We start from the raw sequence: 12,583 nt of genomic DNA on the forward strand, positions 1-12,583 counted from the left end.
ATGGCGAGAGTTGCATCAGCCCTCTTCAGCCGCCTGGTCATCATCATCCCCTATGCCTGGCTGCTGTTCTTCTTCCTGATTCCGTTCTTCATCGTCTTCCGCATCTCGTTGTCGCAGACGGCGGTGGCAATGCCGCCCTACACGCCAGTCTTCGACCTCTTCGGCGGTCTTTCCGGCATCATGGAAAAGGCGCGGGAGTTCTCGCTCGACAACTATGTCTGGCTGACCGAGGACGTTCTCTATTTCAATGCCTATGTGTCGAGCGTCATCATCGCCGCCATTTCGACGGTCCTGACATTGATGATCGCCTATCCCGTTGCTTACGGGATGGCGAAGGCGCCGAAATCGATCCGTCCGACGCTTCTGATGCTGGTGATCCTGCCGTTCTGGACCAGCTTCCTGATCCGCGTTTACGCCTGGATCGCCATCCTGAAGCCGGAAGGGCTGCTCAACCAGTTCCTGATGAGCATCAATGTCATCGACCAGCCGCTGATCATCCTCAACACCAATTGGGCGATCTATATCGGTATCGTCTACTCCTACCTGCCGTTCATGGTGCTGCCGATCTACTCGTCGCTGGAGAAGATGGACCACACCCTGACGGAGGCTGCGCTGGATCTCGGCTGCACACCATTCTCGGCCTTCTGGCAAGTGACGTTCCCTCTGTCGCTGGCCGGCGTCGTTGCCGGCTGCCTGCTCGTCTTCATCCCGGCAGTCGGCGAGTTCGTCATCCCCGATCTGCTCGGCGGCTCGGAAACACTGATGATCGGCAAGACGCTCTGGAACGAGTTCAACGCCAACCGCGATTGGCCGGTCTCGTCGGCCGTTGCCACGATCCTGCTTTTGATCCTGGTGATACCGATCGTGTTCTTCCAGAACGCACAAGCCAAAGCCGACGGCGAGGGGAGGTAGGTCATGGGCAACTGGTCACGCTTCAACATCGCCTCGATCGTGCTCGGCTTCGGCTTCCTCTATCTGCCGATCGTGCTTCTGGTGATCTTCTCGTTCAACGAATCGAAGCTCGTTACCGTCTGGGCCGGGTTCTCGACCAAGTGGTACGCGCAGCTCTGGCACAATCAAGCACTGCTCGACGCCGCCTGGGTCACCATCCGCGTCGCGCTGATCTCGGCCACCTGCGCGACAGTGCTTGGAACGCTCGCGGCGCTTGCGCTGGTGCGCTACACGCGCTTTCGCGGTCGCATGCTGTTTTCCGGCATGGTCTATGCGCCGCTGGTCATGCCCGAGGTCATCACCGGCCTCTCGCTGCTCTTGCTGTTCGTCGCGATCGGGCTCGACCGCGGCTTCTGGACGATCACGCTCGCGCACATCACCTTCACCATGTGCTTCGTTGCCGTCGTCGTGCAGTCGCGGCTCCTGAGCTTCGATCAGTCGATCGAAGAGGCAGCACTCGATCTGGGTGCAACGCCGGTCAGGACCTTCTTTGCGATCACCCTACCGGTAATCGCGCCGGCGGTGTTTTCCGGCTGGGTGCTGGCCTTCACGCTGTCGCTCGACGATCTCGTGATCTCGAGCTTCACGACGGGACCTGGGGCGACCACGCTGCCGATGAAGATCTACAGCCAGGTGCGCCTTGGGGTGACGCCTGAAATCAACGCAATCTGCACGATCCTGATCGGCATCGTCGCCATTGGGGTCGTCGTCGCCTCCGTTGTAACCAAACAGCGTGAAGCACAGCGAGAGAGGGACGAGCGCGCCGCTTTCGCGCAATAAAGCTTAAATCCGTTCTTCGCGACGGCCGGTGCGTCAAGCGCCGGCCGTTTCAGTTGGGCTCGCCGAGAACTGAAAGCGGCGAGATCACCGCGTTCGGCCAGGAGCCGCCGACGAAGAACCGCAAGCGCTGCGCCGCATTGTTGGCGTCGGTAAAGGTCCCGGCGAGAGCCAGGCTGCCGGTGCGATAGGGAATGACGCCGTTGATCGACAGGCTGCCCGAAGGCCCGGTAAAGGTTGCGCGGTTCAACCGGGCCGATCCGTTGCTGAAACGCGCCTCGATATCGGCGCGCTGAAAATCAAACGTGCCGCTGCTCGCCTGCGACAGCGAGAAGAACTCGCCCTTGCGCACCAGGTCCGAAAAGGCATTGGCGTCGAACTCCGAGAGCTTGCCGTTGGCAAGCGACAAGGTCAGGCGCCCGGATGCGTCGGCTGCCTGCGGCGTCCAGAACGGATGGTCGGTGGCAAGGTCGAGATTGACGCTGCCGCGTCCCGTCGGAACGGGGCCGGCAAAGCCGAAGTCGGCAGCGGCCGCCGCAAGATCAGCGTCCTTCAGAACCAGCGCCAACTTGCCGCCACGCGCAAGGCCCGCTTCAGACAGCACGAGCCGGCCGCTGAGCCTGCCATTGGCATAGGTGCTGTCGCCGATATCGAGCGACGCACGCCCGTGATCGACCATGACGCCGGCGGCCACGTCGGTCAGCCGCAGCGGACCGATCGCCGCCTCCTGCGTCGACAGGCGAACGTCGACGCGCCAGGTGCGAGCGAAGGCGTCCGTCATATGTCTGGCAAGTTCTTCGGGATCGACCGGAAGCTCGGCGAACAACGGTTGCAGCCCGTTGAGGTCGATCTTGTCGAAGGCGAGCGTGCCCTCGACGCGCGGCGTGTCGTCGGCCGGAATGGCAACGTCGAGCACACCGGTTGCGTTCGCCCCGCCGAGCGACAAATGCAGGTCATCCAGCTTCAGCGTCGCATCGCCGGTGGTGACATTGGCATTGAGGTTGAAGCTGCTTTCAGGCAGCCCTTCGTGCGAAGCGCCCTCGAACCAGGCCGCAAGTGCGGGCAGCGACGCGGTGGAAACCTGGAGCCGGCCCGACGCGAAGGGTTTCATCGACAGATTGCCGACGCCGTCGAAGGAAAAGTTGAGAGGTGCCGAGGTCAGCGACGTCTTTAGCGTCGTGTTGCGGCCGGCCAGCAGTGTCAGCGGCTCGTCGCAGGCGAGGGACCAGCTCACGGTCTGGCCACCGATCACGCTCGACAGTTGCGCGTTGAGCCGCCCGGCAAAGGCGGGCCACTTCACCGTGCCGGATATGCCGGGAAATTCGCGCGCATAATTGGTCGTCCGATCAAACACCTGCAAGCGGCCGTTCTCGATCGTGATGTCGCCGAAGGGTGTGTCGCCGTTGGCAGCGGCAGGTTCGCGCGGCGCAAGCCAGCGCGGCCGCTCCCAGTTGAGCGTGCCGTCGGCGCCGCGCTCCAGCGTCACCACCGGCTCGATCAGGCGGATGTCTTCAAGTGCCGGTTCGCCGCGAAGTACTGAAAGCAGGCTGAAGGCTGCCGTGATGCTGCCGATCCGCGCGAGTGTGCGGGGGGTGCCATCGGTCGTCTCGATCGTGGCGCCGTACAATGTCAGCGTCGGGTTCGGCCAGAAACGGATGTCCGGCTCGCCGGTGATCCTGCTTTTGCCACCCGACCAGGCGTCGAGCATGCGCTCCATCGTCGGCCGCACGTCCGTGGTCGAGATCACCAGCGGCAGGGCCGCGTTGTACCCGACGGCAAGTGCAATGCCGATCGCCGCGGGCCAGAGGAAATGGCGACGGCGAAGCCGCGACCAAAGGCGTGGTCGACCCAACATATGCAGGATTTTTCTTGTCATTTCCGCCTGGTTGCCCATCCCTAGGGATCACGCAGATTGGATAGGCTTTCGGCTTGCATAAATCAAATGCAGCCGACATGGAAATGTCGCCAATGCGACGCCTGCGCAGGTTCTCCTGCTGTTTATTTTGCGTTGCAGCATGGTATAGAGGGCGTGGAGTAGGAGTGGAGGAAAGCATGCAGTCTGAGCAACCTTTGTGGGTTCCCGGTCCAGAGATCCGCGAGCATAGCCCGATGGCGCAGTTCATCGCCTGGTGCAGCGAGCGCTTCGGCAAGGACTTTGCCGATTATGACGCGTTTCACGCCTGGTCGGTTGCCGAACGCGGCGACTTCTGGACGGCGGTCTGGGAGCATTGCGAGGTGATCGGCGATCGTGGCGCGACGGCTCTCGTCAACGGCGACCGCATGCTCGACGCGCGGTTTTTTCCCGATGCCAGGCTGAATTTCGCCGAGAACCTTTTGCGTCGCGTCGGCAGCGACGACGCGCTGATTTTCCGCGGTGAAGACAAGGTCGGATACCGGCTTTCCTGGGATGATTTGCGCGCACTGGTCTCGCGGCTGCAGCAGGCGCTGAAGGCGCGTGGTATCGGCAGCGGCGACCGCGTCGCCGCCATGATGCCCAATATGCCCGAAACGATCGCGCTGATGCTGGCGACAGCCTCGGTCGGCGCGATCTGGTCGTCCTGTTCGCCTGATTTCGGCGAGCAGGGCGTGCTCGATCGTTTCGGCCAGATCGGCCCGAAACTCTTCATCGCCTGCGACGGCTACTGGTATAACGGTAAGCGCCAGGACGTTGACGCAAAGGTTCGCGCGGTTTCCACGGCTCTCGGCGTTCCCACGCTTATCGTCCCCTATGCGGGCGAGGCGAGAGCACTGGCAGCCTCTATTGCCGAAGGTGTGACGCTTGAGGACTTCATCGCGCCATTCGAAGCCCGGCCGCTCTCTTTCGAGCGCCTGCCGTTCGGCCATCCGCTCTATGTGCTGTTCTCCTCCGGCACCACGGGCGTTCCCAAGTGTATCGTACATTCCGCGGGCGGCACGCTGCTGCAGCATTTGAAGGAACACCGCTTCCACTGCGGGCTCGGTGACGGCGAAAAACTCTTCTATTTCACCACCTGCGGCTGGATGATGTGGAATTGGCTCGCCTCGGGTCTGGCGGTAGGTGCGACACTGTGCCTGTTCGATGGTTCGCCGTTCTACCCTGATGGAAACGTGCTGTTCGACTATGCGGCGGAAGAGGAATTCGCCGTCTTCGGCACCTCGGCAAAATACATCGATGCGGTCCGCAAGGGCGGTTTCGAGCCGGCAAAAACCCACGATCTTTCCCATCTACGCCTGCTCACCTCGACAGGCTCGCCGCTGTCGCCCGAAGGCTTTACCTTCGTCTATGAGGGCATCAAGCCGGATGTCCAGCTTGCCTCGATCTCCGGCGGCACCGACATCGTCTCCTGCTTCGTGCTCGGCAATCCGCTGAAGCCCGTGTGGCGCGGCGAGATCCAGGGGCCGGGCCTTGGCCTGGCGATGGATGTCTGGGACGACGAGGGTCGCTCCGTGCGCGGCGAAAAGGGTGAACTGGTCTGCACCAAGGCATTCCCGTCGATGCCGGTCATGTTCTGGAACGATCCCGAAGGCGTCAAATATCGCGCGGCCTACTTCGAGCGCTTCGACAACGTCTGGTGCCATGGCGATTTTGCCGAATGGACGTCGCATGGCGGCATCATCATCCACGGCCGCTCCGACGCGACGCTCAATCCCGGTGGCGTGCGCATCGGCACGGCGGAGATCTACAACCAGGTCGAGCAGATGGAAGAGGTCGCGGAAGCCCTCTGCATCGGCCAGGATTTCGAGGATGACGTGCGCGTCGTGCTGTTCGTGCGCTTGGCGTCCGGCGTGTCGCTCGATGAGGGGCTTGAGAAGGCGATCAAGAACCGCATCCGCACGGGTGCATCGCCCCGTCACGTGCCGGCGAAGATCATTGCTGTTGCCGATATTCCGCGCACGAAATCCGGCAAGATCGTCGAATTGGCTGTCCGCGACGTCGTTCACGGGCGCCCGGTCAAGAACAAGGAGGCGCTTGCCAACCCGGAAGCGCTCGATCTTTTTGCCGGGCTCGATGCCCTTAAAAATTGAAGGGGCGTTAACTTGTTCGCGCTTTTGGAATTAACCAAGGCTTCAGACTTGCTGATAAATCCCTAAAATTGTCGGATCGGCTGGTAAGGTCTTGTTAAGGATTGGGAGCGCATGGTCATCCCAACTTGAGGCCGGCCGATGAGTGGTCGGCGCCTGGCAGCGATGCCGCCGCAGACATGATGTCATTACTTCTCGAGCATTTGTTGGTTTAGCATTCGATTTAACGAGGTGGCCTCCCAGCCGCCTCTTTTTTTGCCTTGAGAGTGCCGGGTTTTGCCGCGCTTCAGGCGGGAAGAGCCGCTTCGCACTTTTGCTGGAAAGGCTTTAGGGCCGCCGTTCCATCGATCGCGACACCAGGATCACGGGGATCATGCCGGCGATGACGATGATCATCGCAGCCACCGACGCATCCTCGACCTTCGCACGCGAGGCGTCCTCATAGACAAGGGTGGCCAGCGTGTTGAAGTTGAACGGGCGCAGCATGATCGTCGCCGACAGTTCCTTCATGGTCTCGATGAAGACGAGCAGTGCCGCGGTCAGGACGGCGGGGCGCATCATCGGCAGAAGCACGGTGCGCAGCGTCTGCCCGCCGGTGCGGCCGAGCGCGCGCGCGGCCATGTCAAGATGCGGCGACAGTTTCTGGAAGCCCGCCTCCAGCGTGCCTTCGGCCATGGTGAGGAACCGCACGGTGCAGGCATAGATGATGGCAAAGCCCGTTCCGGTCATCAGCAGGCCGGTGGAGATGCCGAAGGCGCTGCGAAAGCCGGCATCGACCCAATTGTCGAGCGCTGCCAGTGGAAAGAGCACGCCGATGGCCAGGACCGTGCCGGGCACGCCGTAGCCGAAGGAGGCGAGGCGGCCGGCCGTGTCGGTGAAGCGCGAGCGCCCGGTCCGCGCCGCATAGGCGAGCACGAAGCCGAGCAGCACCGTCACCAGAGCGGTGGCACCGGACACCAGGATGCTGTGGAAGAGTGCATTCAAGAGCCGTGGCTCGATGAATTGATCGAGCCGCTTCAGCGCGTAATTGCCCAGAATCAGGAACGGTACCGCAAAGCCGGAGAGAACCGGAAGCAGGCAGGCGATCGTCGCGGCCCACTTCTTCCAGCCGGATAGCGAAAGCCTGGAGGCGTCATGCACGGCCGATGTCGTCTTCTGGCTGGAGAAACGCTGCCTGCGCCGCGCCGCCCGCTCGATCATCATCAGCCCGATGACGAAGACGAGCATGATGCAGGCGATCTGGGCCGCGCCGGCAAGGCTGCCGCGGTTCAGCCAGGTGTCGAAGATCGAGAAGGTCAGCGTTTGCACGCCGAGAAATTCGACGGCGCCGATGTCGTTGAGCGTCTCCATCGCGACCAGCGTCAGGCCGATCATGATCGCCGGTCGCGCCATCGGGATCTGGATGCGGAAGAACACTTTCAGCGGCCCGGCGCCAAGCGTGCGGGCAACGTCGGCGGCTGCGCGCCCCTGCATCAGGAACATCGAGCGACAGGCGAGATAGATGTAGGGATAGAGTACGGAGCTCAGCACCAGCACGGCGCCCCCGAGCGAGCGGATGTCGGGGAACCAATAATCGCGGCTCGTCTTGAAGCCGAAAAGGACGCGGATCGCCCCCTGCACCGGACCGGTGAAGGTAAACAGCTCGCCGAAGGCATAGGCCGCCAGATAGGCGGGAATAGCGAGCGGCAGCACGAGTGCTGCAGACAGAAACCGGCGCAAGGGAAACTCGCAGCTTGCCACCAGCCACGCGGTCAGGATGCCGACGACGGCTGTCGTCGCCCCGGTCAGCCCGATCAGCAGCACCGTGCGGATGGTGGCGCGCGGGATGACGTTTTGCATGAGATGCGGCCAGTCTGCGCCGCCGCCCGAGATCGCCAGCCAGGCAATGGCGAGGATAGGCATCAGCACAATCAGCGAGGCACCCCCGGCCCACACGGCGAGCAGTGGATGCGAAAGACCGGTTTTCGCGCCGGTGCGGCGCCGCTTGAGGCTTTGTGACGTGGACTGCAATCGATCGGATCCGGAGCGAAACGGCAAGGAATGGCCGTGAGGACGCCAACAAACTGGCTTCCCCAAGTCAACATTTCCTTACAGCATCTGTCGTCAGTTCGCCAAGACGCGTTGTGACGGGAAGGAAATTTCCACCAGCGTGCCCTCGTTCGGTGCGGAGGTGATGGCAAACTGCGCGCGGTTGGCTTCAGCCATGGCCTTGGTCAGCGGAAGGCCGAGGCCGGTGCCGTCGCCGCGCTTGCGGCCACCTGTTGTCACCTGCCGGAACGGCTTCATCGCCTGATCGAGTTCGACGCGCGTCATGCCGACGCCGGTGTCGCGGATGCGCAGGATGACGCTGCCGTTCGCTTCATAGGAGGTGGATACGACGATCTGACCGCCCGATGGCGTGAAGCGGATGGCGTTCGCCAGGATGTTGAGCGCGATCTGCTTGATCGAACGGCTATCGGCGACCACGCTCGGCACCGTTGCCGAAAGCGACGTGCGGATGATGACGCGCTGGCTGTTGGCCTGCGGCTGCACCAGCGAGACCGCCTCGGAAACCGCATCGTTGATTTCGACCGAGCCGAAGTCGAGATCCATCTCGCCCGCCTCGATCTTGGAAATATCCAGGAGGTCGTTGACGATGTCGAGCACGTGGCGGCCGGAGCGGCCGATGTCGCCGGCGTATTCGATGTAGCGGGGATGGCCGACCGGGCCAAAATGCTCGCTGGCCATCATGTCGGAAAAGCCGATGATCGCGTTGAGTGGCGTGCGGATTTCATGGCTGACGCGCGCCAGGAACTCGGTCTTGTGGGCGTTTGCGGTCTCGGCCGCGCGCTTGGCGTTGCGCAACTCCTCTTCGGTGCGCTTCCACTGGGTGATATCGCGGATGACGGCGCAATAGCCGTTGGAGGCGGACAGGCGGCCGATGGTCATGAACAACGGAAGGAAACCGCCCGCTGCCTCGCGGCCGATTACCTCGCGGCCGTCATTGAGTACGCTGGCAACGCCGTGACCGGACAGGCCCTGCAGATAGTCGATAACAGCCTTCTGGCTCTCATGGGCAAAGAGCGCCGCAAACGGCTTACCGCGGATTTCGCTCTCATCGTAGTTGAAGAGAGCGCTCGCCGAGCGGTTGACCGAGCGGATATCGCCGTCATGCCCGAGAATGACGACGCCATCGGTCGCCGTCTCCAGGATCGAGCGCAGCTCGTCGATTTCAGTCTTGAGCTTGCCGACCTGTTCGTCGGGGACGACGGCAGGCTGAACGGTTTCAGCCGGGTCGGCTTCGCTCTCGTGCGGTTGCGAGGCTTCGGTCGATGCCAGCGCCAGCATCAGCGCGCTCTTGCCGTCCCAGCGGATCGAATGCAGGTGGGCCGTCACCGCAACCAGCTGGCCGGTCTTGCGGATCAGCGTCATCGTGCCATCAGGCTCTGCGTCGCCGATCTCTTCGTCATTGGCAAACAGCGCGTCGATGCCGCCTTCCTGCTCGAAATCGTCGAGGGTTTCGTATCCCGTCAGTCGCAGGAATTCCGGATTGGCGTGCAACAGGTCGTCGCCACGATGCACCAGAAGGCCGACAGGCAGGCTGTCGAGGATCTCGCCGCTGAAGCCAACGGTTGCGATTGCCGCCGGATCGATGCCCGCTTCGGCCAGGTCGTCGGAGCGAGGTTCGGCTGCAGCGGCTTCGCTCGATGTCGGCGTCGCAAGCGTCCGTTCGGGCTCGCTGGCGGCAGTCGGGATCGCCTCAAGATCTGCTTCATCGTCAAGCTGCGATGCCGGTCGTTCGCTTTCGCCATGGGTGGCGTCGGCCGAAGCCTCGTCCGAGGACGTATTCTGGGCCTCTGGCATCGCTACGAAATTCTCGCCGAGCTGCCGCGCGATTTCGCGAAACGCCGCCTGCTCGCCGCGGGTAAGCGCGCTTGACCCGGCCGGGCGGTGCTGCTCGAGCTCGATGATCTTGTCGGAAGTCCTTCGTCCTGGCGTCTCGACGATGCGAAGCGCCGGCCGTTCGCCAAGGAACGGATCGGTCGATACTTGAGGTTGGTCGGCGGTCGTCGTCTCGTTCGCCTGCGGCTCGTCGACAAAAAGCGAGGGCTCGTCAGTATCGCTGTCGCTCTGAACCGCATTGATCGCCTCTTCGGCGACCGGCAGGTGCTCCGCAGCAGCCGGGGCGGTGGTGATATCGTCGGCCTCTGCCGGATCTTCGTCCCGGTCGAGCGAAAGGCCGTTGGCGTTTTCGTCTTCGATCGCGTCTGCAACGCGCACAATGCCGAAGCCGCGGAAGCCGTCGAATTCCCGCGAGCGCGAATAAGTCGGCAAAGCGGCGAGATCGACGGGAACCTTGAGGCTCGTACCTTCGACCGGCCAGAAGATCGTCTTTCCGGACCATGTGTCGCGGCGGTGCAGGAGTTCGTTGATCTTGTTGTCGGGGTCGAGCCCGTACCGGGCGGAAACCGAAGCGAAGCTGGCGCCGATCACGTCAGCGGCCTTCGGCCCGACGGCCGAGGCAAATTCCTCCGAGATTTCGCTGAACTGTCCTGCCGCGTCGATCTTCCAGACGAACCGCACCGCCCGTCCGCCAGCGGCAAAGGCGAAACGCGACGGAGCGCTGGCGACGTCCGTTTGTGCAGGGGGGGCCATCGGCAGCGCGTCGGTGGCAGGTGCCGTGTCGGCGATCAGCGATTGTACGGGCGCGTCCACGACAGTATCGGTTTGTTCGCGCGCATCATCCGCCGTTGCGGCGGGCGCTGTTTCCAGGGACGTCTCGCCAGCTCCGTCGACCTCCTGATTGGCGGAGAGGGCATCAGCTTCAATCGCGCCGACGGTTTCGTCGGTCTCCGCAAGCGGCAGCTCGATTTCGTCTTCAGCGATGACCTGCTCATCCGCCGATACCGCATCGTTGGGAGCCGCCGGCTCGTCGACCGCTTCCGCCGCGTCGGCGGACACGGCCACGTCCGTTTCGACGGCAACGGGGGCGATGTCGTTGACATCGTCGGCCTCGACGACATCGATGACAGCTGCCGGCGTCAGCGCCGCCTCGGCCGGTGCCTCGTCCGGATCGAGGTTGCCGAGAATGGTTTCCACCGCGAAGAGAAGATGCAGCGCCGGCTCGTCGGCGATCTTGCCGATGGCCGCGGGCAGGTGTCCCTTTGCCGTGGCGACCGGGCGCTTGATCAGCCAGTCGTGGTCGCGGGCAACAGCCAGCACGAGCTGGCGGCGGGTCTCGTCGGACATCCCGAGATTGGCGAAGCCCGGCGACTGCGCAACGATCGCGCCGTCGGCATCGAGCACCGCCATGTGCGTGTCCGGGCCATCAAGGCCGGCGATCATGCGTGCTGCGCGATCCTCCGTCGAAAGCGGCTTGCCGGAATGGGGGGCCGTAAACAGCACGCCGAGTTCGTCCGGCCGGACGCGGATCAGCTCGACGGCCGTATTGAGCGGCACGCTTCGAAAGCCCGCGGCAATGCGCATCAGGAGCTGGCGGCGGTCGCCGACCGAAACGAGCTGTGTCGCCGCCGCCTTCAGCTGGCGCGCCGACAGGTCGTTCTGGCTAGGCCCGGTTTCGATGAAGTCGTAGATGGAGTCGGCGCCGAAGAAGGCCGCACCCTGATCGTTGGCCCAGAGAACCCGGCTCAAATCTCGCGAAAACAGGATCGCCGCATCGCCGCGCGCAAAATGTTCGCGCACCCGCTCGTGCACGGCAATGTCGATGAAGGGGTACTGTCTTGCGGGCATGGACGGGCCTATTGACGGGTCGCGGGTACGTTAACACTCTATTAATACCCGCCGAGCGGCTGAGGGTCCAGCAATCCGGGCCTTTCGCGCACCCCTTTCACCGCGAAGGGTTAACGCAGGTGAATTTGTGCACTGCACAATTTTATTGCAATGCACAAGAAGATCGATTATATAAGGTGCATCAATCAACGGCGCCTCAAATGAGGGCCCTGACACCAAGGAGCGCTTTCATGGCTACCAAGAAGATCGACGACGCATTTTCCTTCTCCTCTTTCGACCCGGCCAAGGTTGCCGACAGCTTCCGCGACTTCGCGGAAAAGGGCGCCGCCCAGTCGAAGGACGCCTATTCCAAGATGAAGACCGCTGCCGAGGAAGCCAGCAAGACCGTCGAAGCGACGCTTGAAAGCGCCCAGACCGGTAGCGTCGAGCTCGGCCTCAAGGCTATCGACGCGCTGCGCACCAATGCCGAAAACTCGCTTTCGCATATGGAAGCGCTGCTCGGCGTGAAGTCGCTGTCCGAATTCGTCGAACTGCAGACCTCGTTCTTCCGCAAGCAGGCTGAACTTGCCGTCGAGCAGACCAAGTCGATGCAGGAAGCAACCAAGAAGGTTGCCGAGAATGTCGTAAAGCCGGGCAAGGATGCCGCTGAAAAGGCGATCTCTTCTTTCAAGAAGGCCTGATCCGCGCCGGCCCCTGGCCGCGCTGGGTTTGAATGGGACCGGGTGGCTTGCCATCCGGTCTTTTTGCAGGATAATCTCAAGTTTAGGCTTGCAATGCGACGGAAGTCTCCGTATGTGAGCCGCCAAGCGACTGATGTCGCTTGTTTGTGCGGTTGTAGCTCAGTTGGTTAGAGCGCAGGTTTGTGGCACCTGAGGTCGGAGGTTCGAGACCCCCCAACCGTACCATTCTTCTTCCACAGTAAGTTTATATATCACAGGGACTTACCGGGAGAGGGGGGGATTCCTTCCCACCCCTATCAGTTTTGAAAATCGGCGTGTTATGAAATTCATAACATTCCCATAACATTTCGCTGTGTTGACAACGCAGAACGTATGAGCTGTGGCTTTAATCGGCGCCGGATACGCTCACGGCGCTCCTGTTTTCGTCAGCCGAAAAATCCTGC

7 protein-coding genes and 1 tRNA gene are annotated in these 12,583 nt (G+C 62.5%); 5 read left to right on the forward strand and 3 right to left on the reverse strand.

Annotated elements, in window-relative coordinates; genetic code table 11:
- Together LPJGGPFB_RS05290 and LPJGGPFB_RS05295 are read left to right on the forward strand one after the other, a co-directional pair.
- Positions 1 to 912 (forward strand): ABC transporter permease subunit, encoded by a 912-nt coding sequence (locus LPJGGPFB_RS05290; protein WP_173419047.1) that lies wholly within the window; start codon positions 1 to 3, stop codon positions 910 to 912.
- Positions 913 to 915: 3 nt separating this feature from the next.
- Positions 916 to 1,731, forward strand: a complete 816-nt coding sequence (locus tag LPJGGPFB_RS05295) for an ABC transporter permease (protein ID WP_173419048.1) — start codon at positions 916 to 918, stop codon at positions 1,729 to 1,731.
- A gap of 49 nt (positions 1,732 to 1,780) precedes the next feature.
- On the opposite strand, the gene LPJGGPFB_RS05300 is transcribed toward LPJGGPFB_RS05295, so the two are convergent.
- Entirely contained in the window at positions 1,781 to 3,604 is a 1,824-nt protein-coding gene (locus LPJGGPFB_RS05300) for an AsmA family protein (RefSeq protein WP_173419049.1), read from the reverse strand.
- Positions 3,605 to 3,780: 176 nt separating this feature from the next.
- On the opposite strand from LPJGGPFB_RS05300, the gene LPJGGPFB_RS05305 reads away from it, so the two are divergent.
- Positions 3,781 to 5,733, forward strand: coding sequence for an acetoacetate--CoA ligase (locus LPJGGPFB_RS05305; protein ID WP_173419050.1), 1,953 nt, complete (start codon positions 3,781 to 3,783; stop codon positions 5,731 to 5,733).
- Positions 5,734 to 6,057: 324 nt separating this feature from the next.
- Here the strand turns inward: LPJGGPFB_RS05305 and LPJGGPFB_RS05310 are convergent, their stop codons facing one another.
- Complete coding sequence (locus LPJGGPFB_RS05310; protein ID WP_173419051.1) at positions 6,058 to 7,740, reverse strand: ABC transporter permease; 1,683 nt, start codon at positions 7,738 to 7,740, stop codon at positions 6,058 to 6,060.
- A 93-nt stretch (positions 7,741 to 7,833) separates the two neighbouring features.
- A complete protein-coding gene (locus LPJGGPFB_RS05315) occupies positions 7,834 to 11,460 on the reverse strand; it encodes a PAS domain-containing sensor histidine kinase (protein ID WP_173419052.1) in 3,627 nt (1,208 codons plus the stop codon).
- 230 nt (positions 11,461 to 11,690) lie between these two features.
- Between LPJGGPFB_RS05315 and LPJGGPFB_RS05320 the strand changes: the two genes are divergently transcribed.
- Both LPJGGPFB_RS05320 and LPJGGPFB_RS05325 read left to right on the forward strand, forming a co-directional pair.
- Positions 11,691 to 12,140 carry a phasin gene (locus LPJGGPFB_RS05320; protein ID WP_077504281.1) on the forward strand — a complete coding sequence of 150 codons (450 nt, stop codon included), beginning with the start codon at positions 11,691 to 11,693 and terminating at the stop codon, positions 12,138 to 12,140.
- A 148-nt stretch (positions 12,141 to 12,288) separates the two neighbouring features.
- Positions 12,289 to 12,365: transfer RNA gene (locus LPJGGPFB_RS05325), tRNA-His, on the forward strand.
- Positions 12,366 to 12,583: the final 218 nt, after the last annotated feature.

This window comes from Ensifer adhaerens (genome assembly GCF_013283195.1).
GTDB classification, from domain to species: domain Bacteria; phylum Pseudomonadota; class Alphaproteobacteria; order Rhizobiales; family Rhizobiaceae; genus Ensifer; species Ensifer adhaerens_G.

What these genes read in the sequence shown, in the direction of transcription:
- LPJGGPFB_RS05305 (WP_173419050.1), top strand. Translation starts at nt 3,781, where the DNA reads ATGCAGTCTGAGCAACCTTTGTGGGTTCCCGGTCCAGAGATCCGCGAG.
- LPJGGPFB_RS05315 (WP_173419052.1), bottom strand. Translation starts at nt 11,460, where the DNA reads ATGCCCGCAAGACAGTACCCCTTCATCGACATTGCCGTGCACGAGCGG.
- LPJGGPFB_RS05295 (WP_173419048.1), top strand. Translation starts at nt 916, where the DNA reads ATGGGCAACTGGTCACGCTTCAACATCGCCTCGATCGTGCTCGGCTTC.
- LPJGGPFB_RS05320 (WP_077504281.1), top strand. Translation starts at nt 11,691, where the DNA reads ATGGCTACCAAGAAGATCGACGACGCATTTTCCTTCTCCTCTTTCGAC.
- LPJGGPFB_RS05300 (WP_173419049.1), bottom strand. Translation starts at nt 3,604, where the DNA reads ATGACAAGAAAAATCCTGCATATGTTGGGTCGACCACGCCTTTGGTCG.
- LPJGGPFB_RS05290 (WP_173419047.1), top strand. Translation starts at nt 1, where the DNA reads ATGGCGAGAGTTGCATCAGCCCTCTTCAGCCGCCTGGTCATCATCATC.